General features: G+C 37.8%; 19 protein-coding genes. 13 read left to right on the top strand and 6 right to left on the bottom strand.

What is annotated here, in order from left to right; all coding sequences use genetic code 11:
* Positions 1-20: 20 nt before the first annotated feature.
* Positions 21-6,872, bottom strand: coding sequence for a neuraminidase-like domain-containing protein (locus JEP71_RS14570; protein WP_198626461.1), 6,852 nt, complete (start codon positions 6,870-6,872; stop codon positions 21-23).
* A gap of 425 nt (positions 6,873-7,297) precedes the next feature.
* Between JEP71_RS14570 and JEP71_RS14575 the strand changes: the two genes are divergently transcribed.
* Positions 7,298-8,170, top strand: coding sequence for a LysR family transcriptional regulator (locus JEP71_RS14575; RefSeq protein WP_198626462.1), 873 nt, complete (start codon positions 7,298-7,300; stop codon positions 8,168-8,170).
* Between the two features lie 4 nt (positions 8,171-8,174).
* On the opposite strand, the gene JEP71_RS14580 is transcribed toward JEP71_RS14575, so the two are convergent.
* Positions 8,175-8,636, bottom strand: a complete 462-nt coding sequence (locus JEP71_RS14580) for a regulatory protein RecX (protein ID WP_198620555.1) — start codon at positions 8,634-8,636, stop codon at positions 8,175-8,177.
* Positions 8,637-8,997: 361 nt separating this feature from the next.
* Here JEP71_RS14580 and JEP71_RS14585 point away from each other — a divergent pair, with 361 nt between their 5' ends.
* The 7 genes from JEP71_RS14585 (at position 8,998) to JEP71_RS14615 (ending at position 17,328) form a co-directional block, all read left to right on the top strand.
* On the top strand, positions 8,998-9,984 hold the full coding sequence (locus tag JEP71_RS14585; protein WP_198620556.1) for a hypothetical protein: 987 nt from the start codon (positions 8,998-9,000) through the stop codon (positions 9,982-9,984).
* Complete coding sequence (locus JEP71_RS14590; RefSeq protein WP_198620557.1) at positions 9,984-11,126, top strand: BamA/TamA family outer membrane protein; 1,143 nt, start codon at positions 9,984-9,986, stop codon at positions 11,124-11,126. The genes JEP71_RS14585 and JEP71_RS14590 overlap by 1 nt, the downstream gene beginning before the upstream one ends.
* Positions 11,126-12,280: a DUF4056 domain-containing protein gene (locus tag JEP71_RS14595; protein ID WP_109373272.1), complete on the top strand. Its 1,155-nt coding sequence runs from the start codon at positions 11,126-11,128 to the stop codon at positions 12,278-12,280. The genes JEP71_RS14590 and JEP71_RS14595 overlap by 1 nt, the downstream gene beginning before the upstream one ends.
* 275 nt (positions 12,281-12,555) lie before the next feature.
* A complete protein-coding gene (locus tag JEP71_RS14600; RefSeq protein ID WP_160230737.1) occupies positions 12,556-13,350 on the top strand; it encodes a protein bax in 795 nt (264 codons plus the stop codon).
* 163 nt (positions 13,351-13,513) lie between these two features.
* On the top strand, positions 13,514-14,932 hold the full coding sequence (locus tag JEP71_RS14605; protein WP_198626463.1) for an MBOAT family O-acyltransferase: 1,419 nt from the start codon (positions 13,514-13,516) through the stop codon (positions 14,930-14,932).
* Entirely contained in the window at positions 14,919-16,121 is a 1,203-nt protein-coding gene (locus tag JEP71_RS14610) for an SGNH/GDSL hydrolase family protein (RefSeq protein WP_198626464.1), read from the top strand. The genes JEP71_RS14605 and JEP71_RS14610 overlap by 14 nt, the downstream gene beginning before the upstream one ends.
* A complete protein-coding gene (locus tag JEP71_RS14615) occupies positions 16,096-17,328 on the top strand; it encodes an SGNH/GDSL hydrolase family protein (RefSeq protein WP_198626465.1) in 1,233 nt (410 codons plus the stop codon). The genes JEP71_RS14610 and JEP71_RS14615 overlap by 26 nt, the downstream gene beginning before the upstream one ends.
* A 67-nt stretch (positions 17,329-17,395) precedes the next feature.
* Here the strand turns inward: JEP71_RS14615 and JEP71_RS14620 are convergent, their stop codons facing one another.
* The 4 genes from JEP71_RS14620 to gntR all read right to left on the bottom strand — a co-directional run bounded on the left by JEP71_RS14620 (position 17,396) and on the right by gntR (position 21,692).
* Positions 17,396-18,334: a methyl-accepting chemotaxis protein gene (locus JEP71_RS14620; RefSeq protein WP_198620561.1), complete on the bottom strand. Its 939-nt coding sequence runs from the start codon at positions 18,332-18,334 to the stop codon at positions 17,396-17,398.
* Between the two features lie 150 nt (positions 18,335-18,484).
* Positions 18,485-19,822 carry a gluconate transporter gene (gene gntU, locus JEP71_RS14625; RefSeq protein ID WP_198620562.1) on the bottom strand — a complete coding sequence of 446 codons (1,338 nt, stop codon included), beginning with the start codon at positions 19,820-19,822 and terminating at the stop codon, positions 18,485-18,487.
* The gene (gene gntK, locus JEP71_RS14630; protein ID WP_198626466.1) at positions 19,819-20,373 is read right to left on the bottom strand and encodes a gluconokinase; all 555 of its coding nucleotides are present in this window, start codon (positions 20,371-20,373) and stop codon (positions 19,819-19,821) included. The genes gntU and gntK overlap by 4 nt, the downstream gene beginning before the upstream one ends.
* A 323-nt stretch (positions 20,374-20,696) precedes the next feature.
* The gene (gntR, locus tag JEP71_RS14635) at positions 20,697-21,692 is read right to left on the bottom strand and encodes a gluconate operon transcriptional repressor GntR (protein WP_198620564.1); all 996 of its coding nucleotides are present in this window, start codon (positions 21,690-21,692) and stop codon (positions 20,697-20,699) included.
* 231 nt (positions 21,693-21,923) lie between these two features.
* Here gntR and JEP71_RS14640 point away from each other — a divergent pair, with 231 nt between their 5' ends.
* From JEP71_RS14640 to modD, 5 genes are read left to right on the top strand one after another with little or no spacing between them, the layout of a single operon-like run.
* A complete protein-coding gene (locus JEP71_RS14640) occupies positions 21,924-22,955 on the top strand; it encodes an iron ABC transporter substrate-binding protein (RefSeq protein ID WP_198626467.1) in 1,032 nt (343 codons plus the stop codon).
* Positions 22,952-23,950 (top strand): FecCD family ABC transporter permease, encoded by a 999-nt coding sequence (locus JEP71_RS14645; RefSeq protein ID WP_198620566.1) that lies wholly within the window; start codon positions 22,952-22,954, stop codon positions 23,948-23,950. Before JEP71_RS14640 ends, JEP71_RS14645 begins: the two co-directional genes overlap by 4 nt.
* Positions 23,947-24,741, top strand: coding sequence for an ABC transporter ATP-binding protein (locus JEP71_RS14650; RefSeq protein ID WP_198626468.1), 795 nt, complete (start codon positions 23,947-23,949; stop codon positions 24,739-24,741). Before JEP71_RS14645 ends, JEP71_RS14650 begins: the two co-directional genes overlap by 4 nt.
* Positions 24,728-25,552 (top strand): class I SAM-dependent methyltransferase, encoded by an 825-nt coding sequence (locus tag JEP71_RS14655; RefSeq protein ID WP_198626469.1) that lies wholly within the window; start codon positions 24,728-24,730, stop codon positions 25,550-25,552. The genes JEP71_RS14650 and JEP71_RS14655 overlap by 14 nt, the downstream gene beginning before the upstream one ends.
* Entirely contained in the window at positions 25,549-26,397 is an 849-nt protein-coding gene (gene modD / locus JEP71_RS14660; protein ID WP_198620568.1) for a ModD protein, read from the top strand. The genes JEP71_RS14655 and modD overlap by 4 nt, the downstream gene beginning before the upstream one ends.
* Positions 26,398-26,528 lie beyond the last annotated feature (131 nt).

Consider the following 26,528-nt stretch of genomic DNA (forward strand, 5'->3'; position numbering starts at 1 on the left):
ATTAATTAAGATTTGGATAATTAACGAATGGTGTAATTAATGTGGAGAATGATATCGCTCAGTGTCAGTAACATCTCTTTTTGCTTATCTGTCGCATCAGGGAAGCTTAAAGTCAGTGTACTGGTGTCATTCACTGGTAAACCTTCAAATGGCAGATAACGATCATCATTGAAATTCAGTTGGAACTGACCACTGTCATTCATGCCATGAGAAATCGCAATCGCATTACAACCACGAGGTTTCACTGCACTACCGCCATAACTCAACACCGCTCTGATATTCTGATAAGCGCCAGTTAACGCAGGTAATGTCACACTAATCTGTTTAACACGACGTAATTGACCTAAATCAGCAGGGTAATCTTTGTCGATAGCTAAACCAGAGAGTTTTACAGAGGCTTGTAATTGGCCATTTTTCAACGTAACACCGTTTTCTGCCGTACCTAACTGTGTTTTTGATTTATTAATCACATCAGCGACTTGTTCAAAACCAAACTGATTGCTACTTAAGCCTTGATATACATCATTCAACGACACAATTTTGGTAATTTCCAACGCACGTTTATCTTTTTCAAGGTAACTGTTTTCCATTTGAGTCAGGTTATGCATTAGGCTTTCACCTGCCATCAAACCGGAATAGCTACCTTGCCATGCACCAGGGCGAATAAAGGTTTGTGTTTCACCTAAATCATATTGATAAGCTAATTCTGCCATACGACAACGAGAAACAGTTAAGTCGTAGAACGGTTTATAAATCGCCATCAATTTACCGCGTAACCAATTATACAGGGCTTTATTGGTAAATTTATTTTGCAAGAAAGTTAAGTGTTCTTGTGTCTGTTGCTGTTGTAACTTCAAACTATCTAGTTGCAGATTTGCCGCTTCTTTACGTATTTTCAGGGCGTCAATTTGCGCATCGATTTGTTTTAACTCCACTTTTGCGTTATCACGAGATAACGCCCACTCATCACGGCGACGGCGATAAGACTCTGACTGACTTAATCTATCTGCCGCAATACGGGTTGCAGAGCCAGACAATTGTAGACCAATCGATGTAGCATTAAAGATAGCGCCTAGACGCGAGCCACCGACCGCTAAACCGTAAATATTCGGCACTAAATCGGCAGCTGCACCAGCGATATTCAGACCTTGGCTGGCAGTATTGAGTACCGAAGAGGCAAGATAGAGATCCATCGCTTGTTGTTCTGAGGTACTGATATTTTCATCATACAATTTGCTATAGTGCTCAACGCGTTTTTGTGCACCCTCTCGTAACGCTTTTAATGCTTTCTCGTTATAGGTAAATTCCTCAATACTCTTTGTTTGATACTTCATATTTTGCAGAATAATTTCACTACCTTGCGTAGTGAGTAATTCTGACAATGCTTGGGCATCTTGACGTTCGGTAATGCTAGACAACGAGCTACCAAACTGCATTAACTGATTTACTACAGATTTTGCACTGTTTAACATCACAGGAAAGCGCTGTGTCGGCATCACCGCATTTGGCAATGCACTGCCACCTTGTGATTGATTAACGGCTGCATTTTGCAACGCCTTAGGATCCGCTGGTGTTGCATAAATAGGCAGTGATAGCGGTTGTCCATCAATCGATAAATTGTGACGTAAATTAAATAAACGCACTTTTAACGTGTCATGGTACTGTGCTAACTTCTCATTAATTTGTGGCAAAAACAGCGACGTTAATGAATTAGCGGTACGCGGTGATGCGGTTTCTTCGCTTTCTTCATTGATAGCACGTGTTGGTTGTTTTGTTTTTGATGCCGCTTCGGTTAATTTAGGTGCTAACCAAACGTTGTCACCTAGTAGTTCTGTTTCATCACCCAGTAATTTCAGCGCCTGCATATACCACATTTTGGCTTCATTTAAGGTATCGCGCTCTAAAACACGGTAAGCACTGTCACCACGCTCCATAAGAATATCAAGGCACTTCATAAAGGTGGCTAACTTATAATGTATTGGGTCAGTTTGTGCCACGGCATCTGGGTCGGTTGAATCCAGTTGTTCTTTATCCCACTCAGTATCGGTTAAGAGCGGTTGTGAATTCCAAACGATATCAGTATGTTGACCGCCGTCAATATAACCATTAGGACTAAACACATAACGCAACCAACGACCCGCTTCATCATAGTTTTGACCTTCTAGCATCACATTGGCGACCATCATTGGGGTGTAATAGAACAGCTCCCAAAAATAGAGTGCATTAGCACCATTAAAGTCCATGGTTTTATCAGTATTACCTTCTAATGCGGGTTCCGGTAAACGCTGAGTATCCAAAGTTAAAATGCTATCAATACCGTTATTGGCGAGTTTAACCAATTGGCGCGCAAATAAAGTATTTAAACGCACTAACATGGTTTTATCTGCCAGTTTCATAGAGAGATATTGGGCACCTTTAGTATTACGATTTAAGCTAATTACATTTTCAGTTTCATTATAGATGATTTTTTTTATCGTAAATTCAAATATTTTTTCTGATAAAACTTGATCTTTTTTATTAATAACAGAGATATTTGCATTTAATGTAATAACACCACTAGCACCAAAATCACTAATTGGAATATCAAGCTTTAGAATATCATCTTTACTAGTATGAGAATTTACATCTTCATAAAATCCATTATAATCATCACTCCAATCGCTTATTGAATAATTACTCACTCTTGAATTTGCTGATAATGAAATTTTAATATCTTTTATATGATCAGCATAATTATTGTAAAGTTGATTGAGCTTATTACACGGAACATCCTCTGCAGGAATAGCAGCATCTAACGTATTAAATATTTCTTCACCACCACTAAAAAAAGCATTATACATTATTTTAGAATTTATTAAATCACTTACTTTATAATCAGTTAAAGAATAATAACCATAATTATCCTTTAATTTAAAATAAAATGAATCATAATAAACAAAATAAGCGTTAGACATATAGTCAGATGTAGGATTGGAGTTATTAATTCCATGAGTAATATCAGTTACCCATTCTTCATTTTCTTTATCAAAAATAAAAAATAAAACATTATTAGTCTTAATACTAAAACAATAATAAGCTTCGTAATTTGTTATTGCTACACCTCCCTGATAATATCTCTGTAAATAAAAAGGAAAAGAGCAGTAAAAAATATCTTCTAGTTCACTATTATCATTTAAATCTTGTAATATAGAACTAATAATTTCGTTTATTTTATAAGAAGCTGATAGAGTCTCTTTTATTCCACATTGTATAGATGCAGATAGGTGACTTGTTATTTTATCCCCCTCCGTATAAGTTATACTCGCATTATTTAATATAGATCCATATAATGACGCATCAGTACTATCACTTACATTTTTAATATTCACTGCATCTTTTGATATATTATAATTTGTTTTATCTCTTCTTGTATATTTATTATTGACAACTCTTTGAATACCATCATTAAATTTATCAAACTCACTTTTTACACTACTATATATTATTTTTATATTTTCACCTGGACTTCCTGAATCATAAATTGACGAAATATTCATTTCATTATTAATAGAGTAAAGATGATAATCACTATTATCACTATCATATGATGATTTCATTTTATATAAAAAAACAAATAGCTCATCTAACTCTTCATTATAAGTTAAATGAAAACTTCCTTTATTATCCTTAATCATTTCATCCTGTAATTCAAAACTAACCGGCGCACTCCAAGAACCGTCATAACGAATATGAGATAGCTTTAAACTATATTTAATTTCTTTTTCAATAGATTGTGATGCTTTATCTTTAGCAACTTCTGTTCTTTCAATCCAAGCAATATATAAACGGCTATTAAAAATAACTGGACGAATTAAATCATTATACGGATTTAAACCATTTTCAATTTTAGTCCACTCAGTCCAAGCATTAGCGGCTAATTTATCACCTTTAATTTTGCTATGATTAGCACTGCGCCAGTAATAACTCATTTGGTCAGCAGGGTTACGTCCAATAAAATAGGTTATACCATCATTTAATGTCACACTATCATGGTATCCACTTAATACTTCTAAATTGGCGATTTGCTCAAATGAAGTTAAATAGGTTTTAAAGGCATCTTCTACCGTATCGCGGTTCACACTATTTTGGCTAATGGATTGTAATAGGGTATCCATCATTTTGGTTTGCCCAATACGCATGGTTGGGTCAACATAGTTTTCAGGATAATAAACTAATTTAGAGACACCTGCCCATGTGCTATAACGTTTATTAAACTCATTCCATTGCACAAAGAAAGTACGGCCTTTCACATTCTTATCAACATCCTTTTCATCACCCGATAAGCAGTTATTAATATAAAACTGAATATTGGCAATTGCCTGTGCAATCGGCGTTGTCATAATCTCAGAAGAAACTTGATTATCAATTAATAAGTGGTGATAAACATCATCACGACCCGTTAACGATAGGTTGTTACTTTGATTGGCATAATAGTGAGTTAATACTGTTGCTTTTTTCTCATCCATTAATTGAACAAGTTGTGCTGTTTTTTCACGACTTAAACCTGCCTGAATAATTTGGCTAAGTTTATCCCAACTATCATATGTAGCAGCAACATTATTATTTTCGGTGTATTTTAACTCAATGAATAATTCAAAATCTTTCGGTGAAATACCCAGCATCTTAGATAATTCAAGATATTGAATAAGAACAGTAATATTTTGAAAATCATTTAATGCATTGGTTGGCGTTAATGCCAAAGCTTGAGTAAGCGTTGTTTCATCGATATTTAAAATAGATGCCAGTTTTTTCGCGGTTAGTGATTTATTTTCAAGGCCATTTAAGAAATCATTCGCTCTATCGCCACATTGTGAAATAAAATGATGGAATTGAGTGACATATTTTATTTTATCAATTGTTAAAATATAATCTTCTTTAGAATAAAGATAATTCAATTTAGTACTAATAAATTCCAACTCATACTTATTCAATCCCACTTTATTGGAAACCAAGGTAATTTTTTTAAGCCTGTTAAAGAATTGTGCAATATCTACTTTGTCTTGTTGAGTTAGAGTATCTTTAATAATTATTGGCAATACATCTTTTAGATATTTATTACCCACTTCTAGGTCAACCCATTGTAATATCGAATTTGCTTTTTCAATAGAATCAACACCCATCTCAGAGGCAATAAATGATGCAACAGCTGAGAATTGTGCTTCATAATCTGTCAGTGTATTTTTTAATATGACTTTTAAAGTATTAATTAACACTTCAAGTTCAGAACTAAATTCAGACTCATATTGTTGCGTACAAATTAAAAATAGTTCACTAATTGTCCATTTTTCTTTTTTGGCAAATTGCACTACATCATTAATAGTGTGAATTAAATGACCCATATCATCAGAAGTTTCATGTTTCACAATCTGTTTATTAAAAGGTGATGGTAAAATATTAATAAGCAATATTAATTCATTAACGGATAAGCCATAAATTTGAGCCAATAAATGGGTACGATAAAGTAAAGAAAGATTCGCTAATGAACACGCAAAGTTAGCATTATCCGATGCTAATTGCCATAACATCACCAGTTCAATATTATTGACATTAAAAGCACGCTTTAAGGTATTTAAACGAGTAATATCGGTAGAAGATGTTGCATTAACTAAATCAAGAGAATGATTGTCATCAATAAAAAAAGTATCATTAAGTAGTGGATGATTAAATAATTGATCAAATTGAGATGGTGTATTATCAAAAGATATTTTTGAAATTAATCCTCCATTAAGCACAATCGCTTGTTCCACGGTAATAGGGTAATTTTTCATTATTACTTGCAAGTGGAAAAAACTACTTAACGTTTCTTTATCAATATTAAACAGAGTATTTTTAGATTTAATGGCGGTAAGCACAGATAGTAGTGGCATTCCTGTGGCTTTATATAATCGAATAATTTTATTTAAATTTAATAGCTCTTTATTTGACAGTGTTTCTCTTTTATTAAATGCTTTGATAACAGATTGAGCATCTTTAATATCAATATCATAATATTCAGCGATAAAGTGAGAGTTATTCAATAATTTTTCGTTAATATTACCAAAGTTTTTCTCAAAAAGTGCATTCGTATCTTTATCAATATTTTCAGTTAAAATATTATAAAGCTCAGGGGAAATATCGGCTTGAATAGAGGCTAGTATTGCTGAGTCGAAGGTTTTAGTGATATCAGTGGCTGACATTAATCCTTCAAGGTTTTTATCTTGCAGTAAAATAGCTTGGCGAATGGTTTCATAAGGTTGGTGATAAGGTGTACCACCGGTTAAACGGTTGGTGGCTAATTCACGAAATAGATCTTTGCTACTACCTAATTTACTCTGTAATACTGTGGTTAAAATTTGATTTGATAAAGAAAGGGTAGAAACTTCTTTATCCATATTGTCTTGAGATAACACTAATTGCGCTAAATCAGGACGACGTTTATCCAAGTGATAAATTGAATTTTCTGCATGTAAGGCTTTTGCTTCACGATAAAGCTCGGTCAAATAACCAGCGGGTGAAAACATTGATGCAACAGATTTAGAATCGACATAATGGTTGTCTCTATTTGGGATCCAATCACCTAATGCACGGCTTTGTGCTGATTGTTGTTGAATACCTAACGCCACGGCATTTTGCACTTGTGGGTTATTACGTGCTAAATGATGAGCTTCATTAAGCTTATTAATTTTTGTTGCTTCTTGTGCGTGTGTATATAATATTTTTGCCTCATGCCAACTTAATTTCTCTTCGCTTAATGCACGAATTTCATGAAGTGACAATGGTGCTAATTCTTTTAATGTAATCACTTCTGAAGTAGAAGAGTTCATTTTCGTTAAAAGTGTATTAATGTTTTTCATTAAATATTTTCCTAATATAAGTTAATTTAAAATTAAGAGAATGGAATCATCGTTTCATCTCGAAAATTAAAATATCAAGAAAATAAAAATTGAAAATTGAATTTTTTATAATCTGTTATTGAGTTTTTTTACTCTTTGTCGGCTAAATGCGATTCTAAATAAGAAAAAAAAACAAGAAAAGAGATGTAAATAACAAACAAAATATGACAACATAATACAATCAATCATTTGATTTTATTTTTATAAAAAACATTCTGATTTATTATCAATTTTAGTCGGTAATGTTATTTTTTAAATTATTCGTTGTGCTTTTTTTTATTTTTAGTCGCGCTAAAATGATTATTGATAAATATCAATATAAAAATTTCATTCAAGAGGATTATTCATTTTAAATATATATACAAATAAATATGGAGAACGTCTGCATGTTTTTCTCACGAAAAATAAATCAGTTCTTTGCCGTTGCGACTTGTCAAAGCCTAGTAAAAGCAGCGGAACAAATCAATGTTACCCCATCTGCACTGCGCCACGGTATTAATGAACTTGAAAGCCAAATAGGTAAATCACTGATTAAACGCTCCAAAAACGGAATGGATCTAACCCCTGCGGGGAAAACACTCTATGAACGTTTATATCCCTATTATGAAAAAATTAGAAAAATTGAAAATCAGATAATGAATTCCAATGATGATAAAACCTCGCTCTCCATTAAATTAGATGGTCTTTATTACCCTGATCTAAAAACAAAACTGTTGGAGATCCGCCAAAAAAACAGTCAATATAGCCTATCTTTAGAAGATGGTTATATTGATGATATTAAAGAGGAACTTTTTGATAAAGAGTTTGATCTTGTGATTTCTTCTCTTGAGTTTGACTATCCACAAAAAAATATCAATGCAATTAATTTATGCACACAAAAAGTCGGATTATTGGTGAGCAAAAAACTCTTTGAACAATATCCCAATACCAAAACATTTTTTGCCAAAGAAACCTTGATACAAAGAAGCAGTACTTTGCAAAACCCCATATTTTCAACGATTTTAGATAAACTAAAAAATCAAGGTTATCAATACCATACTTTAGGTTTAACAGAAATGGCGGATGTTTTGCACTGCGTTGATGAAGGGGCGGGTTACTGCTTTATGCCTGAAAATATTCATTATATTTCAACCATTACAAACGATGAAGTACAGTTTATTCGTTCTCCTTTTCCTTTTGATATTTTCTTACATCAAAAAGTCTATTTTAAAAAAGAGAATAATAAGAAATTAGATGATATCGCAATGACACTACGTTAATGATTTAAAACAGGGCATTAATCGTGTCAGAGGTAAACCCTCGGTATTGTAGATAACGAATGTGTTTCGCTTTCTCTTTAAAATCTTTGGGTTTACTACCACCAAATTTTTTTTCATGAACCTCTTGGCAAAGAGTATACCAATCTGTTTCATCTTCTTCGAAGAGACGTTCAATAATTTCACCGGGGAAACCTTTTACGCGTAATTCTTGACGAATACGCAAAGGACCATAAGATTTATTTAAATAACTGCGAAAGAAAGCATAAACAGTACGATTATCATCAAGATAATGATTTTCTAATAAATGTTCCATCACTTGAGGTAAGCAGGTTTCATCAGTGACAGTTTGTGCTTCTCGATCGCTTTCTCTTATTCTTCGTGCTAGGCGACGTTGTAGCTCTACTGTGCCGTAATCACGGCGAGAGAGCATAAAAATAGCGTACTGATAAAGCTCTTGATAGGTCATAACGTTCCTTTATAAAAATAATCCATACTAGATGATTATTATCATAACCGTTTATCACACGAATATCTTATTTCGATGTTTATTTAGTCAATAAAAAGAAAAATAACAAAATAAGAATAATTAAAAGAAACGTTATCATTCTTCTTTATAAAAAGATCTTCTACTTTTATTAAGATTAACTTAGAAAATATCGCGCTTTTCCCTTAATAAACCCTTAATAATCCTATAATAATACAGAATATAAGCATCTCTTACTGTATATCGCACTTATAGCTGGTGACCATTAAAAAGAAAAAGATTAAAATTTCCGGCTACTCTTTTACTTACTACTTTCTTTTTAAACATTTTCTGTGGGTTATGTATGAACTTTTCCAATTTAAATAAGGTGGTGTTAACTGCCTCTCTTCTTGCTACTGGCTTTTCTTATGCTGATAGCGATCGCCCCCTGCTCTCTTTAAGTGTGAGCCAATCCGGCGGTACTGCCTTAAATAGCGAAGGTTCGTTAGATACTCGCACCCCAGCAAGCCAATCTCGCGTTTTACCTATTTGGGGCGATGAAGCCCGCGCCCGTGGTTATGATTTACCAGAGCCTTTTGGTGCCAGCTACAGCTATATGAATCTACGCCAAGATATCATCGTAGATAAAATTGGTTTTATCATGCCTAAAAATCCAGAAACAGCAGACGCGTTAAAAATAGATGCAGGTCATACGCGTGAAAAAAGTGAAACCCATATGCTAAAACTCGATAGCTGGGTATTCCCTTTTATGAACGTTTATGGCTTATATGGTCGAACTAAAGGTACATCAAAAACAATCCTGAATGGAGGTAGTTTTGCTGGTTTTCCTTTACCGTTTATAGAAGGTATGCCTTTTGATCTTGATTTTAAAGGTGATACTTATGGTGGTGGTTTTACTTTGGCGGGAGGATATAACCAATATTTCGCTACTTTCGATTTAAACTACACCAAAACTAACCTTGATATCTTAGATGGTGATATTAAAGCATTAGTGATTTCACCTCGCGTGGGTTATGAATTTGTCTTTTCACCGTTCATTGCTGGACAAGGAAATACCAAATTACAAGTATGGACAGGTGCAATGTACCAAGATATTACCCAACGTTTTAAAGGGGATATTAATAAGTTAAACCTTCCACCAGCATTTGCAGGCTTAATCCAAGCATTAGATGATCCTGGCATGAAATTCGATGTTGAACAGCATCTTGCCCATAAATGGAGCCAAACTTTAGGTGCCCGTTTAGAATTAACGCGTAATTTTAACGTGATAACCGAATTTGGCTTTAATAATCGTAATAGCTTCTTTGTTTCTGGTGAGTTCCGTTTTTAATGGTTAAATACCCTTTTATTTTGGGGCTGGCATTTGCCAGCCTCTTTATTTCACACACAGCACAAGCACAACTCTTCCCAGATAGACAACAAATAGACCAATGGTTAGTTGGCTTAGGAGGAGAAAATAGTTTCGACCGCAGTAAAACCATTGATTGGGGAGTTTTGCCTGGACCTTTCTATACACCAGAATTAGAGTTTGGTGTAGGTATTGCGCTTGTTGGTCTTTATCAAGCAGATAGTCGCCCTGATAGCAAAATCTCGTCACTCTCTTTAAGTGGCTTTGGTTCATCAACGGGTGCTTTTGGGATGACCTTTAGCAACTACACTTATCTCGCGGATGATACTTGGCGCTTTTATCTCACTGGCTCGTTAAACAATGTGCCAACCAATTATTGGGGAGAGGGTTATCATGAAGGTCGTGTAAAAGATCATTTTGGTGAATACCGCTCTCAAGAATTGCACTTAACACCGACTTTATTGCGTCAAATCGCCCAAAACACCTATATCGGATTAGGATGGGACTATTCAAATTTACAAGCCGCAGCCCCAGACGCTCCCTTCAAAGCGTATATGGATAAACACAATTTACCTTTGCGCTCCACAAGCTCTGGGTTAAGTCTCCGCTTTACTTACGACAGCCGTGATTTTTTACCTAATGCGAGTCAAGGGCAAGCATTTGATATTAGTTATACTCACTATTCTCCTGATACAGGCAGTAATAACCGCTTTAATGCGACACAGATGCAATATAACTACTATTATCCTTTAAGTGACAGTGCGGTTTTAGCTTTTGATAATTATGCCCGCTTCACATCAGGCGATGTACCTTGGAGCCAACTTTCTAAGTTAAGTAATGGGCACCAGATGCGCGGTTATTACGAAGGGCGATATCAAGATAATCACGTCTTTTCTACGCAATTAGAATACCGCCAAAAACTCAATTGGCGCCATGGCATCGCACTTTGGATTGGTGGTGGTACGTTAAGCGATCAAGCCCGTGATTTAGGTCAAGGTCATTGGCTACCTAGTGTTGGTGTTGGTTATCGATTTGAATTTAAGCCACGCATGAATGTGCGTCTCGATTTTGGTATAGGTAAAGAAAGTACAGGATTCTATTTTCAAGTAGGTGAAGCATTTTGATGTTCAAGCGTTTTCTTTTTATTAACACCATTGCCTTCTTCTTATTTATTGCAGGTTGCACTCAAGTCACACCTGTTAATCCCATTCATGCCAATCTTGAAAGTGTCACTCATGAAGAAGCGTCACAAGCTTGGCAAACACCACCTCCTCTTACCGCGCCTAATGGATTAAGACCTTGCTGTGCTTTTGGCTATGACTTAAAAGTCAAAGCGCTCGAAATTCCTATCCCGTTTTATCGTATTGATAATGTTGTTGAAGCCTCTGCATTGGGCAATCATCGCTATAACGACAGTTTTTGGCTCGGCACCGCGGCAGTATTAGGGATTGGCAGCGAAAAATCAGGTTTAATTTACTCTCATAAGGGTGGGTTTCTTGATATTGCCCATATTCGTGACACCGCAGATTATACTTATTATCTCTTTAGTCATATCTATCCAAAATTAGGGCAAGAGTGGACGTTAACGCTAAGTAATGAGTTGGCACAACGTAAAATACACTTTAACGCCTTTACACCACCTAAAAATGAAGCACAGCGTTATACCTTAAGTGCCTATCTTGCTGCTCGATTAGGTTATCGCCTTGCAATATGGCATGAGATTGCACAGTGGTATGGTTTACGTTCGGTGCCCGGATTTCCAGAAGGAATATCCGCATTTTCACCCGAAGATCTCTACTCTAACTTGATTGGCGCTCGCCTTTCTCTCACCTTGATCCTTAATGGTCACGCCACCAGCCTTGAGCAATATAATCAATCGATGCAAGGTATTATTCCTTCTGCGCTTTATCAATTAGAGGCTCAACCTCGTCAATTAACTCAGCAATGGTTTGATGTGATTGATGGGCAATGGTGGGATAGTCAGCAACGTGTACCTGATAAATTTTTAGTTTTAATGCGTGATTATCACATTTCTGATAAACGCTATCCGGTCTTACCTTTTGAGGAAATGGCGTCGCCTCATTACCTCACATTACCTAGTGCTTATTCCGGTTACATTCTAGAACAATTAGCAGAATTTCAGCTTTGGCCAACAAATCAAATGGAAGATTTACCTCGCCCAAAAACCTATTGGCGTGAAGCGGATTTTACTGATTTAACAGAAAAAGCACGCGAAATTGATAATAAAACTAGACCAAAAACAACAAAAATTGACTAAATAACAAACAAAATTGACACATTAAAAACCCTTAATTTTGCTAAATTTTGGTTAAGTCACGCCTTTTTATATAAGATAAATTAAAGTTTTCGCAAAAAAAGCACTTTTTGTTAAAGGAAAAAATCGATTATAAAACGAGGCTTTCCAGTAAACCTTATACATTTATTTAACAAACCACTCGTAGTTATCCTAATGTGAGGCGATATTTTGTAGCTATGAAAAAAGTAATTTGTTAGTATTCGTTCGATTTTTATCCAGTTAAACGAGGAGAAGCAATGCCCTCTCAATTGATGAGGACAAGTGCCGTCTTCGCTTTCTTGATTTCACTACTCTTTACTGGTGTAAGCTTTGCTTCAACCAGTACCGGCAGTTCCCAAATGCTGCAGGCGTATTCTTTCAAAAGCACGTCAACACCGTTGCCAGATTTGAAAAAATACCCATCGGGAACGCAGCGTAAGAAAGCGTTTTTAAATGTCATAGTTCCTATTATTGACAATGTTAATAATAAGATTTTGAGAGATCGTGAGTGGTTACTCGCTCAACGTAAAGCCCAGCACTGGGGCAGCGCAGAGTTAAAAAAACTGCGTGAGATCTGTCAATACTATGGCGTTACATGTACCAGCCCCAAAAAAGTAAATTGGGATTCGTTATTGACTCGCGTTGACATTATTCCGACACACTTTGTCGCAACGCAAGCCGCTACAGAATCAGGTTGGGGCACATCGAAGTTGGCACAGCAAAACAATAACTTATTCGGTATGCGATGTGGGAGTCAGTCTTGCAATAATGTACCAGGGAAAACCAAAGGCTATGCAGCCTACCCTGATATTGAAGGCTCTGTGATTGCTTATATGCGTAATCTCAATACGCACCGCGCCTACAATTCATTGCGCTCCTCAAGAGCACAGCAAAGAATGACGCAACAGCAACTCGACTCTCGCCAGTTAATCACTGACTTGAAAGGTTACTCAGAAATGGGCTCAAGTTATAACGATTATCTGACCGAAATGTTCGACTCAAATAAAAAACTGATCACCCAAGTTCAGTTGCAGTCGAAACAAGAAAGTTAGGCCTTAGCAGGCTTTCATAGTGTAAAAAGCCACTTTTCTTTCTAGAGAAAAGTGGCTTTTATTTATCACAAGACAATCTTTTGATTGAAAGCCGGCTTAGAATTCATAATATATGTGGTAATACGTTTGGTATGACTTTTAAATCACACCCTTAGAGCCATTTATGAATTTTTTTTCATTCGAGTTTCTCGGAGCCTTTGTTAGCTTTTTTATTCTATACTGGCTCTTTCAAAAGCAGATTAAGATCCAAAATATTCTACTGATTACAGTCAGTTACGCTTTTCTCTTTTATGCGGATTATCGTCCTGCGATTATCTTATTAAGCTATACACTCTTTATTTATTTACTGGCAAATATATTAACTAAGTACACTTCTTCTAAAGTCATCTATTGGCTATTGGGATTATTGGTTGCTGTTTATTTTACTGCCTTTAAATACTACTCGTTTTTCCAAGAATCACTGACACAGGCATTCCAGCAATGGGGACTCAGTATTGAGCTTCCTCTTATTGAATTACTGGCACCATTAGGACTTTCTTTCTATATTTTTCACTCAGTCAGTTATGTGGTTTCCGTTTGTCGAAAAGAGATCCCCAAAGCGCCTTTTTTAGATGTCGTTCTTTATTTATGCTTTTTCCCAAGCATTGTGGCCGGGCCAATTAATCGCGCCAAAGAATTTCTCCCTCAAATTCAGGCACCAACACGAAAAATCATTGATTATAAAGGAGCGATCATGCTGATTGTTTTAGCTATCGCAAAACTCTTTTGGTTAAGTGGTTGGTTCTCAACAAACTATGTTGATCCTGTTTTTAATGCACCCGATTTAGCGCAAAGTGGGCAAGTCTTAACGGCTATCTATGCCTACGCATGGCATATCTATTTCAACTTCTCGGGTTATACCAATCTAGTAACAGGTATTGCCTTATTACTCGGCTTTGTCGTGCCTCGTAACTTTAATGCGCCGTATTTAGCGATCAACCTCGCTGATTTCTGGCGTCGTTGGCATATCAGTCTATCTACCTTTATTCGCGATTACGTCTATATTCCTTTAGGGGGCAATCGTAAAGGCGTTATCAGACAGAACTTTAATGCCTTTGCAGCAATGGTCATTTCAGGATTGTGGCATGGCGCAGCAATGACCTTTATTATTTGGGGCGCAATTCATGGAATTGGCGTGGTGTTATTAAATATTAAACACCGCCTGTTTCCTGTGAGGAAAAATGCGCCACCCACTGCGCTATCTTCGTTAAATATGTTGTTGTCATGGATTATCACGTTCCACTTTGTTTGTTTTGCTTGGATCTTTTTCCGCAGCCAAACAATCGGAGATGCTCTTGTTCTGATACAACAACTCTTTAGTGTAGGTGCTTGGGCTTCATTACAAGCTGAAGGCTTAACGCTCTTTATGTTCTGGGGACTTTTCTTACTTTACCCTTGCTTTGTCACCTTAAGGGATATTGTGGCTCGTCTTGAGAAAAGAGTGCCGTGGTATGTTTATCCTCTACCACTTGCGTTGATCCTCACGATTATTTTTATGTTGTCTCCAGATGGGGTGCCAGGATTTATTTATGCCAGCTTTTGATTTCTGCTCAAACTTAAAAAAGACAGCAAAAGTCGCTTTAATGGTGCTATTTAGTATCCTCTTGCTGATTTGGCTAAACCAAACATCACTAGAGCGCTTTTGGCAACAGCAATATCATCGTCCTGCGCCTTGGTCTGGGCTTTCTCACTATTATGCTTGGCAAGTGGGAGGACAACTGCGTGATGGCGTATTTGTTGCGGTAGAAAGCTATGGAGATTATCTACAGGTTAATCATCCTGATAATCAGGCAAAGCCAATAGAACAAATCTCAACATCGGAGCAACTTCCAGAAGGCTTTGCGGTGGGATTGCATTTCTTTAATGGTTATACACGACCTGCATCTCAATTGACGCAACGCTTCCCGCAATTACTGCAACGTAAGCAAGCAATGGGAGGATTACCTTACCATTCGGTCACGGATGTGTCTGATGCGGCCTTAGAAGCCTTAAAACCTATCGTACAAAAAACAGAAATTATTTTATCACCTAAAGATAAAGTCTTATTTGCAGGCGACTCAATGATGCAGGGTGTTGCTCCTTTACTTAAACGCCAACTTCAAACGGACTACAACATCAGTAGTATTGATTTAAGTAAGCAAAGTACAGGGCTGGCTTATCCTCGCTTTTTCAATTGGCCTCAAACGATTGCAACGCGATTAGCCAGTGACGACTCCATTAAATTATTAGTGGTCTTTTTAGGCCCTAACGATCCTTGGGATATGCCTCCAGATGGTGGAGGACGCTACTTAAAATTTGCAAGCGAAGCATGGGAATCAGCCTACCGAGCGCGAATTGCAAGCATTATAGAAAATGCCAGACAGAATAATGTCACGGTTATTTGGGTTGGACCACCCAATATGCGCAAGCAGAAGTTGTCCGAAGGGATGGCATATCTTGATAAACTTTACCGTGAAGAAGCAGAGAAAATGGGCGAAATTTACCTTTCCGTCAATGATATGTTTAAATATGAGAAAGATATTTATTCTGATTATATGGGTGATGGTAGTAGTCGTGTTAAGTTAAGAGCCGGTGATGGCATTCATTTTAGCTTAAAAGGTCAGCAAATTATTGCTCAACACGTATTCTCACGTATTCATCTTCAAGAAGAAACGAAAGAAGATAATGCAGTTGATGATGTAAAAGATAAAAACACGGTCATTGTAAATGAAACAACTAACGCACATCCTTAAGCGTAAAACCTTAGTCAGTAGTTCAATCATACTGGCCTTGGTTTCACTCTTAGTCGCTTGTAACCAAGACACTGAAAAAACGGTGAAGTTGCCGACACCCACAGTATTACCTGCTGATGGTTCAAGACAACTTTACAACTATCACGATCCTCACTTTGCGGGCTTTGTTAAGAAATTACAACAAGGCCGCCAAACGGTGCATATCGTTCAGTTAGGTGATTCCCATACTGCGGCTGACTTTTTCAGTGGTAAGTTGCGTGAGCGTTTTCAAGCAGACTATGGCAATGGCGGTATTGGTTTTATTCCCCCGACTAATATCGCGGGTCAACGTATTGCAAACGTACAATATCAGAGTGATAAAAAAGCGTGGACACTGCTTTCGAGCAGAAAAGATAGCGATCCTGATTTTCCATTAGGTGGCTTTATTAGTGAGCCTCAAGCGAAATGGGCAAAATTACAGTTATCTGAAAACCCAGTCACTCAGCAACGTTATCAATTGCAAGCGCTCTATAAAGCCCCAACAACAGCACAAATGAATGTACAATCGTCAACAAATAAAGTGCTTTCATTATCGCAAACGCAAGGTAAATGGCAGTTTTCAAACCCAACAGCCATGACATTCCCTGTTAGTATTACCATCAGCAAAAATCAACCAGTTAAATTAGGCGGTTGGTTGATCACTAATCAACAGCCTGGCGTAATGTTATCCTCATTAGGCATTAATGGCGCCACTATCAATATGATGGATAAATGGGGAACTCAATGGACTGAAACACTTGGTCAATTAAACCCTGATATGGTGATTTTAGCGTATGGCACAAATGAAGCGTTTAATGACACTTTCGATTTGAACACCTATCGCCAACAGCTTACGGATAAAATTCGCCAAATTCGCCAGCAAGCTCCTAATAGCGCCATTTTATTAATTGGGCCTTCTGACTCAATCAAAAATAAAGAAGCACTTGATTGTCGCTCACAACAGCCTCAATGGCTAAGCGATATTATCAGAATTCAAAAAGAAGTGGCTCAACAAGAGAAGACGCTCTTTTGGGATTGGCGTGATTATATGGGTGGCGAATGTTCGATAAAAGCATGGGCGCTGTATGATTTGGCAAGACCTGATGGTGTTCATCTTTCTCGTGAAGGTTATGAAAGCAGTGCCAATACACTTTATAGCCAATTGAATACCTTAATAAACAAAGGCTGACCCACTTTGTTTAACAAATAAAAAGGAGCTTTCGCTCCTTTTTATTTTTCTCATTTTATTCATCAGGTTAGTAATTATCTGAATTTAATAAAACATCGACATATTTAATAACATCAACGCTGGCTTGTTCCATTTTCTCTATATAGTGTGCAACCGCTTCTTGATTATCTTCTATATTGGCCTTTAATGCTAAACGACCACATTCATGCACTAATTTATGGGGTTCTTCTAAGCGACGAAAGGCGTCAGTTTTTGCAAATTTTTTACCATCACCTTGATAATACCATTTCCCTAAACGGCACTCTGTATGCTGATTAACACAGTGTTCATCATCATTATTTAATAAGTGAATATAAATCGCCTCTTTCCATAAAACATGGTCGAGTTTGACCGTATTAAAAAATTGCTGCATCGAAAGAAAGGTAAAAATATGTTTAAGCTCATTGGCTTGTTCTGACAATGACGTTAAATTTTGATGCCCTTCTTCAACCAGTGTTTTAACTTGTTGAACTTGCTGTTGGTTTTTTTCTGTGGTTTCTTTAACGGAAATAAAGCGAGCACCTAAATTATTATTAATGCTAGCAATAGAAGAAGCTTGTTTTTGGATCTCTAATGACAACTTTTTCATCTCTTGAGCTAAGACTGCAAATCCCGCCCCTTCACGCCCAATATGTCCGGCCTCAATTGCTGAGTTAATGGATAAAATATTCGCCTGGCTGGAAAGCCTATCAATATTGCTGGCGCTATCTTTAATTTTTTTCAACCAACTTGAGAAATCTTCTATCTCTTCTCGGCTATGTGTAAAATGCGTATCCACTTCATTTAGAAATTGAGTCAATGACTGCGAATTATCCAACATCTTGCTAAAGAGATGTTCCATTTCATCAAGTAAATTGAGCTTATCTTGTAATTTATTACTTGATGCTAAAATCGAATCTCGAATTAGCGTGATGGTGTGGATATTACAATCCGTGTGTTTAATAAAAAGCGAATTATAGTCAACCATAAAATAACAGCCCTAGTTTGCCCACTTAATAAATAAACCTATAGATTAATGAGAAACGGGATATTTTCTGTCACATTTCATAGTCATTTATAGCAATGAAAAAAAGCGCGTCAAAAGACGCGCTAATTACAAGAAAATAAAGATTCAATTTTATAAAAAAGCGAAGAAAATCATACCTACGACAGCACCTGTTGTGCCGAGAATAGTTTCCATCAATGACCATGTTTTTAATGTTTGCGCTTCTGTTGCTCCAGTAAATTTACCGAATAACCAGAAACCCGAATCATTAACGTGGCTAAGAATAATAGAGCCACCCGCAATACAGATTGATAATGCCGCCATTTGAGCGCCACTGTAGCCCAGCTCATTGATAACCGGTAAAACTAAGCCAACAGCGGTTAAACATGCAACGGTCGCAGAACCTTGGATCACACGCACAGCACCTGCAAGAATAAAGCACGCAATTGCAATTGGCATACCCGCGCCAATTAACGCATTACCTAATGCAGGACCAACGCCAGAATCAACTAACACTTGTTTAAAGACACCACCCGCACCAGTGACCAATAAAATGATCCCAGCAGGTTGAATTGCTGCGGAGCAAATCTCCATCACTTTTTCTTTGCTCATACCACGGCGAATAGCTAAGCCGTAAATAGCCACTAAACAAGCAACAAGAATAGCAATAAAAGGATGACCTACAAACTCAAGAATATTGTATAGCTCAGTCTCTTTCTCAACGAAACGCGCACCAATGGTTTTAAAGCCCACTAAAACTAGCGGTAATAACACAAGTGCAAGACTAAAACCAAAAGAAGGCATTTTGTTTTGACCTAAACTCGGTTCCGACAAATCTTTTGGTAATTCTAATGTGACGTAACGGCTAATAAAGTTACCGAAAATAGGACCTGCTAATAACATCCCAGGAATAGCTGCACATAAACCAATTAAAATCATCCAACCAAAATCAGCATTCATTTGGTCAGCTAACAGCATTGGTGTTGGCCCTGGCAATAAGAAGGCGGCTGCACCTGCGACACCCGCAAAGAGAGGGATGGCCATTTTCACCACATTGCCACCAGTACGACGAGCAACAGCAAATACAACACCAATTAACAAGACAACGGCAACATCAAAAAACAGAGGTAAAGCACAGATTAAACCTGCAATACCTAATGCGTAGTTAGCCCGTTTCTCACCAAAGTATTTTAATAATCGCACTGCAATTTGATCTAATGCCCCTGTTTCATGTAGCACCTTACCAAACATTGCCCCTAGCGCGACGACGATTGAGAGGAAACCTAACGTCCCCCCCATCCCGTTTTGCATGGTTTGTGTGATCTTCTCTAAAGGCATACCAGAGAAAATACCAGCACCAATAGCGACAATCATTAACGCTATAAAAGCGTGTAAACGCGCGTACATCACAAAAAAGAGCAATAATAAAACCGAGCCAACTGCGGTTAGCACCAGTGTTAATGTACTCATACCGTTTCCCCTTCAAAAGTCTTTTGAGTGACTGAATTTATTGTCTTAATTGCACTTTCAATCACGTCATCAAGTGGCACTGAAATATCAATTTCATATACATCATTTTCAGCTTTTGTTGGCTCTTCTAGGGTTTCAAATTGAGTCACTAACATTTGAGGTTTAAAGAAGTGCCCTTTACGTGCTTTTAAGCGGCTTTCAATTAGCTCATAGTCACCTTTTAAATATAAAAAGTGTAGACATTGATTGCCCTCTCTTAACATATCGCGATACTGTTTTTTCAATGCAGAACAAACAATTAACGAAACTTCATTGGTTCTTTGCATCGCAAATGCTGCATCATTTAATGCTTGTAACCAAGGCTTACGATCTTCATCATTTAAAGCGTGCCCTGATGCCATTTTAGTAATATTTGAGCGAGGGTGCAGGAAATCACCGTCTAAAAATGCCGCACCTGTACGTTGTGCCACACCACTTGCGACCGCAGATTTACCGCTGCCTGATACCCCCATTAAGATAAAAACATGGTGTAGGGATTGGGTATCGTTCATAGAATGCTCCTTTAAGGCAGATATTAAGTCTTTTTTGTAATGTTACCCGTAACTGTTACGGGTAACATATCCGAAGTGGTAAGGTGAATACAACAACGAAGATCAACTAAGGAGCGAAAATGTGAAGCGACTCTCAAATGAAAGTAAGATGATCTACAAACTGACAACAAAACATCTGATCAGCTTCCTTTTATTCGCCGCAAAATAGGGGAGTAATAACGTTGAAAGAGAGAAGGTATCTCAATAAAAAACCCTACTGTTAATCATATAACAATAGGGTTAGTAAAATTATTAATTTATTTCAATATCAATAAGTTAAATATTTAAATACTTTCACCAGTAATAATGCGGAAACCAACATCAATCACTTGGCCTCGCGCAATTTTACCTTTCATTCGTTTAAGCAATAAATCAGCTGCTTGTTGCCCCATTTCATCACGAGGGGTAAAGATACTCGCCAGACGAGGCGTCATCACTTGTCCAACATCATGTCCGTGGAAACCCGATATTGCAATATCCTCTGGCACGGAAATACCTAAACGTTGACACTCAAAAACAGCACCAATCGCAATATCGTCATTGGTGCAATAAAGTCCGTCTAAATCAGGATATTGCTTACGTGCAGCATGTAATAATTCAGCCCCTAATGAATAAGATGAGCTTTTTGGCGTCATCACATTACCAACAGGTAAACCCGCATTTTGCATTGCTTTTTCATAACCGTTTAAACGCATTAAGGTTCGTTCATCCTGTCTTGCGCCAAGATAGATAACACGTTTGCATCCACGTTTGATCATCTCATTGACCATCTGTTGTGAGGCTTCAACGTTATCTAATCCTACCGCCGAATCAAAACAAGGCGAAACGCTATCCATGATCTCTACCACAGGAATACCCGCGGTTTCTAACATTTTCATTGTTTTTGGTGTGTGCGTTCTTTCAGCAAGAATAAGCCCATCGATATTATAAGAGAGTAATGAAAGCAGGCGCTCTTCTTCTTTTTCAGCACGATATCCATAGTGCGCTAACATAGTTTGATAACCGTATTTATCGGTCACTGATTCAATGCCACGAATAACTTCGGCAAAAACTTGGTTAGTTAAAGAAGGTAGTAATACCCCAATCGCATGACTGGTCGAATTAGATAAAATATCAGGAGCGCGATTAGGAATATAATTAAGGCTCTCTAATTCACGCGCAATTTTTTCTCGTAAAGCTTCAGAGACTTGTTCGGGGTTACGCAAAAAACGACTCACGGTCATTTTGGTAACACCAACTCGCGAAGCTACATCCTGTAATGAGGGGCGTTTTTTCTTCATTTTATATCGCAACTATCCAAAAACACTCGTATTAATACGCGCTTTAATTTTCCAAGAATGCTGATTATAGCCCTAGGTTATACACTATTTCGAATAAAGTTTTTCAGATGTGTGCCTAGATTTGATTTTGACTGATGATCCCTTGACTTAAGCCAAAGGAAAGATAGTATTCTTCGCTGTATAATAAATGAAATAACGATATCAATATAAAACAATAAACAGCGTGAACCTATGGCGATCCCCAGACGACAATTTCTAACTTACCTCGCAACTATTGCGACATTATCGGCACTTCCACATTCGGTAAGAGCCGCAATAACCTCGCGTATTGTAGCACAATTTGGTCATATTCCTGTATCAGCCACAATCCATCGTGTGATTAGTGCGGGGCCTCCTACTGATCAATTGTTACTCGCATTAGCGCCTGAAAAATTATTGGGTTTTTCCTCACTTAATTTAGAAAAAAGTCCTTTATTTTCAGATGAACTACGCAAATTACCCCGTTTAGGACGTTTATCAGGGCGAGGAAGTACACTCTCTTTAGAAGCTTTACTGACGTTAGAACCCGATATCATTATTGATAGTGGTAATGTGGATGAAACCTACCGTTCATTGGCGAAGCGTGTCTCTGATCAAACGGGTGTACCTTATGTGTTAATTGATGGCACATTAAAAGATAGCCCAGCTCAGTTACGTCAAACAGGGGCTTTATTAGGTGTTGCTGAAAGAGCAGAAACATTAGCGCAGATTGCAGAGCAATATCTTAGTGATGCTGCGCTTTTTGTATCTGAACAAAAAGAGAGTCCACGTTTTTACCTTGCTCGGGGTGCTAAAGGATTGCAAACGGGTGCAAGAGGCTCTATTCACACAGAAGCCATTGAAGCCTTAGGTTTTGAAAACGTGGTTGATGTTCCTGATTTTACTGGTTTGACTGATGTTTCCCCTGAACAACTGTTAATGTGGAACCCTGAAATTATCATCACACAAGATGAAAATGCCTATCAGCAAATCACTCAAAGTTCTGTATGGAACAGCATTCAAGCCGTTAAAAACAACAAAGTGTTACTGTTTAAAGGATTACCATTTGGTTGGTTAGATGGTCCTCCGGGTATCAACCGTTTAATGGGGATGCGTCGCTTACAAAGTCATTTTGACGTTCGAATAGAAAAACAAACCACTCAAGATCTACAAAATTACTTTGCTCATTTTTACCACACGCAATTAAGTGCTGAACAATGTCAGCAATTGCTGGGGTATTCATGAGTCAATCAGTACGTATCACGCTTTTATTTGCGGTATTTTCCATCGTTGCTTTAATTGCAATCACTAGTGGTAAGTATTCACTTACCGCTAATGAACTGTGGACACTGGTAAGTAATAAATTAATAGGCAATGTGGAATACAGCAGAACTGAAACCGTCTTTTGGCAAATAAGATTTCCCCGTGTTCTTGCGGCAATCTTAATTGGTGGAGGACTCGCTATTGCAGGAGCAGCTTATCAAGGTATGTTCCGTAACCCCTTGGTTTCTCCTGATATTCTTGGCGTTTCATCGGGTGCGGGCGTGGGTGCGGTTTTAGGTATTTTCCTTGGGCAATCGATGTTGTCTATTCAGCTATTTGCCTTTGCAGGCGGTTTGGCAACAGTTGCCTTAGTCTATTTTATTGCAAGACTTGCTAAACAACACGATCCTGTTCTTTCGCTTGTCTTGGTTGGTATTGCGATTAGTGCATTATGTGGCTCAGCAATTTCATTAATGAAAATTCTCGCTGATCCTTATACGCAATTGCCCTCAATTACCTTTTGGCTTTTAGGGGGGCTTTCGACCATTACGGCTTCTGATTTAATTTCTGTCGCCCCTTTAATGTTGATTGGCTTTATTCCACTGATTTTACTGCGCTGGCGTATGAATATCCTCAGTTTATCTGATGAAGAAGCCAGAGCATTAGGTTTAAATGTCGAAGTGACGCGGCTAGTTTTTATTTTGTCAGCAACATTGATAACCGCAAGTGCCGTTTCTATTGCGGGCATTATTGGCTGGCTAGGCTTAATAGTGCCTCATATTGCAAGATTGTTAGTGGGCGCTAACTTTAGCCAACAACTGCCTGTTTCTTTGCTTGTGGGCGCCATTATGCTGTTAATCACTGACACATTAGCTCGCACTATTGCCAATATCGAACTTCCATTGGGTATTTTAACCTCCGCCATTGGTGCGCCATTCTTCCTAATGTTGTTACTTAGAACAAGGAAAGACGCATGATCATTGCTAATGCAAAAAAGCTCGCCATTGGCTATAAAGGCAAAACCTTAATTAAAGATCTCTCATTCCACATCGAACAAGGGCAAATCATCTGCTTATTAGGCGCAAATGGTTGTGGAAAAACCACACTGATGCGAACGTTGTTAGGGCTAATACCTTGTATTGAAGGTGAGATTAATGTTGCGGGGAAAAAACTAAGTGAGTGGTCACCAACAGAACTTGCCAAAGTGGTGGCTTATGTTCCTCAAGCAACGCATATCCCCTTTTCTTTCAATGTTATCGATATGGTTGTGATGGGACGAGGCGCACATTTATCCTTTTTCTCAATGCCAAGTTCTCAAGATAAAACAATGGCAATGGAAACCTTAGAAATGCTCTCGCTTTCTCATCTTGCTCACCGAACTTTTGATACCTTAAGTGGTGGTGAAAAGCAGATGGTCTTGATTGCTCGTGCTTTAGTACAACAGCCCAAATTACTGATTATGGATGAACCCGCGGCCAGCCTTGATTTTGGTAATCAAATAAAGCTGCTTACCCAAGTTAAGGCACTAAAAGCGTTAGGGATCAGTGTTTTTATGTCAACACACCATCCACAACATGCCGCTTCATTGGCTGATGAAGTCATTTTACTGACACCTCATACTCCTGTTTTGCAAAATAGTCCTGAAATTTTGCTAACACCCAACAATTTAGCGCACCTTTATGGTGTAAAACCCACAGATATTCAGGCGCATTTTCACGCCTACTCGGGTAATAACAATGAATATAGGCAAGAATATGAACACCATTGAAACTACGGATTTTGCTGAACTTTATAAAAACCACATGGTACAGGCTGAAAGAACCAAAAAAGAGCCAGAACATTGGGATAAACGTGCTGAAAAAATGGCAGAAACCTGTGCCAATCCTAACGATCCTTATTTAATCAAGTTTCGTGAAATGATGGATTTTACGGGTGCTGAAACCTTACTAGATGTGGGTTGTGGCCCTGGCTCTATCAGCATTCATGTTGCGGATAAATTCAAAAAAGTCATTGGTATTGATTACAGTACAGGCATGCTCACAGTGGCTAAACGTAGAGCAGAACAAGCAGGCATCAATCACGCCGACTTTATCACTTGCTCATGGGAAGATAGCTGGGATGCACTTCCTCGTTGTGATATTGCGGTCGCTTCACGCTCAACGCTCGTGATGGATTTAAAAGCCGCGCTATTAAAGCTTAATCGCCAAGCTAAATTACGTGTTTATACGACACACACCGTATCCCCAACTTTTGTTGATCAACGCATTATTCGCTTACTGGGTCGAGATGTTCCTACGCTACCAACCTACATTTATGCTGTAAATATGCTTAACCAAATGGGCATTCACCCTAAAGTGGATTATATCCGTAGCCGTAATTGTCAAAGCAATTTCAATAGCCTTGAGCAATTTATTGAGGGGATCAACTTCTCCGTAGGACCTTTAAGTGAAGATGAAATAACACATTTAACGAACTACTATCATGACAGCATTAAAAATGGCGTTTCACTGATTTCGCCTACGCGTGATTGGGCGATGGTTTCTTGGGATGTCGTGCCAGAAAGTGAGTTAACACTATGATTTATTACCCTGATGCCTTTCTTGATAATTTATTGATGGAAGATATTCAGTATGGTGATTTAACAAGTCGCGCCCTGAATATCAGTGATCAATTAGGTACGATGACATTTACACGCCGTGAAGCGGGTTGTGTTAGTGGGATCACGCTAGGTTGCCGTTTATTGGAAAAGTTAGGGTTAGAGGTAAAAGCGCATCGACAAGATGGTGATTTTGCCGATAAAGGTGATTGCTTAATCACCGCGGAAGGTCGAGCCGATGCGCTGCATCAAGGCTGGAAAGTAGTGCAAAATGTGCTGGAGTGGAGTTGTGGTGTTAGTGACTATATGGCAAGAATGCTAGAAATCTATCATCGCTATCAACCTAAAGGGCAAATTGCGTGTACACGTAAAAATATCCCGAATACCAAACTATTAGCAACTCAAGCGATACTTGCAGGCGGTGGTGTTATTCATCGCCAAGGTTGTTCTGAAACAATTTTACTCTTTGCTAATCATCGTCGATTTTTATCAGAGCCAGATAATTGGGCACAGCATGTTAAACAGTTACGCCAAGCGGCACCTGAAAAATGTATCGTGGTAGAAGCTGATGATATTGAACAAGCAAGAGAAGCGTTAAAAGCCCAACCAGATATTTTACAGCTTGATAAATTCTCCGTTGAAGATATTGCTCGGCTTCAATATGAAGCGCCTCAAGTTGCGCCTCAATGCCATCTTTCGTTAGCTGGCGGAATTAACCTGAACACAATTGAAAAATACGCACAAACAGGTATCCATTTAATGGTAACGTCTGCGCCTTATTATGCTCCACCGACAGATATTAAAGTTCGTCTTTACCCAAAAGATTAAATAAAAATAATAACTTATAAGTAAGTATTTACATATTTAATCAATAATAAACAAAACCGAGTGCTAACATATTGTCAGCACTCATTTTATCCATTTATTTTTACGTAATTCGTTATATAAAAATTTATATA

Origin of the sequence: Proteus sp. PR00224, assembly GCF_016238105.1 — a bacterium.
Lineage (GTDB): Bacteria > Pseudomonadota > Gammaproteobacteria > Enterobacterales > Enterobacteriaceae > Proteus.

What these genes read in the sequence shown, in the direction of transcription:
- JEP71_RS14580 (WP_198620555.1), bottom strand. Translation starts at nt 8,636, where the DNA reads ATGACCTATCAAGAGCTTTATCAGTACGCTATTTTTATGCTCTCTCGC.
- gntR (WP_198620564.1), bottom strand. Translation starts at nt 21,692, where the DNA reads ATGAAGAAAAAACGCCCCTCATTACAGGATGTAGCTTCGCGAGTTGGT.
- JEP71_RS14600 (WP_160230737.1), top strand. Translation starts at nt 12,556, where the DNA reads ATGCCCTCTCAATTGATGAGGACAAGTGCCGTCTTCGCTTTCTTGATT.
- gntU (WP_198620562.1), bottom strand. Translation starts at nt 19,822, where the DNA reads ATGAGTACATTAACACTGGTGCTAACCGCAGTTGGCTCGGTTTTATTA.
- JEP71_RS14645 (WP_198620566.1), top strand. Translation starts at nt 22,952, where the DNA reads ATGAGTCAATCAGTACGTATCACGCTTTTATTTGCGGTATTTTCCATC.
- JEP71_RS14575 (WP_198626462.1), top strand. Translation starts at nt 7,298, where the DNA reads ATGTTTTTCTCACGAAAAATAAATCAGTTCTTTGCCGTTGCGACTTGT.
- gntK (WP_198626466.1), bottom strand. Translation starts at nt 20,373, where the DNA reads ATGAACGATACCCAATCCCTACACCATGTTTTTATCTTAATGGGGGTA.
- JEP71_RS14640 (WP_198626467.1), top strand. Translation starts at nt 21,924, where the DNA reads ATGGCGATCCCCAGACGACAATTTCTAACTTACCTCGCAACTATTGCG.
- JEP71_RS14605 (WP_198626463.1), top strand. Translation starts at nt 13,514, where the DNA reads ATGAATTTTTTTTCATTCGAGTTTCTCGGAGCCTTTGTTAGCTTTTTT.
- JEP71_RS14585 (WP_198620556.1), top strand. Translation starts at nt 8,998, where the DNA reads ATGAACTTTTCCAATTTAAATAAGGTGGTGTTAACTGCCTCTCTTCTT.
- JEP71_RS14590 (WP_198620557.1), top strand. Translation starts at nt 9,984, where the DNA reads ATGGTTAAATACCCTTTTATTTTGGGGCTGGCATTTGCCAGCCTCTTT.
- JEP71_RS14570 (WP_198626461.1), bottom strand. Translation starts at nt 6,872, where the DNA reads ATGAAAAACATTAATACACTTTTAACGAAAATGAACTCTTCTACTTCA.
- JEP71_RS14595 (WP_109373272.1), top strand. Translation starts at nt 11,126, where the DNA reads ATGTTCAAGCGTTTTCTTTTTATTAACACCATTGCCTTCTTCTTATTT.
- JEP71_RS14650 (WP_198626468.1), top strand. Translation starts at nt 23,947, where the DNA reads ATGATCATTGCTAATGCAAAAAAGCTCGCCATTGGCTATAAAGGCAAA.
- JEP71_RS14620 (WP_198620561.1), bottom strand. Translation starts at nt 18,334, where the DNA reads ATGGTTGACTATAATTCGCTTTTTATTAAACACACGGATTGTAATATC.
- JEP71_RS14615 (WP_198626465.1), top strand. Translation starts at nt 16,096, where the DNA reads ATGAAACAACTAACGCACATCCTTAAGCGTAAAACCTTAGTCAGTAGT.
- modD (WP_198620568.1), top strand. Translation starts at nt 25,549, where the DNA reads ATGATTTATTACCCTGATGCCTTTCTTGATAATTTATTGATGGAAGAT.
- JEP71_RS14655 (WP_198626469.1), top strand. Translation starts at nt 24,728, where the DNA reads ATGAACACCATTGAAACTACGGATTTTGCTGAACTTTATAAAAACCAC.
- JEP71_RS14610 (WP_198626464.1), top strand. Translation starts at nt 14,919, where the DNA reads ATGCCAGCTTTTGATTTCTGCTCAAACTTAAAAAAGACAGCAAAAGTC.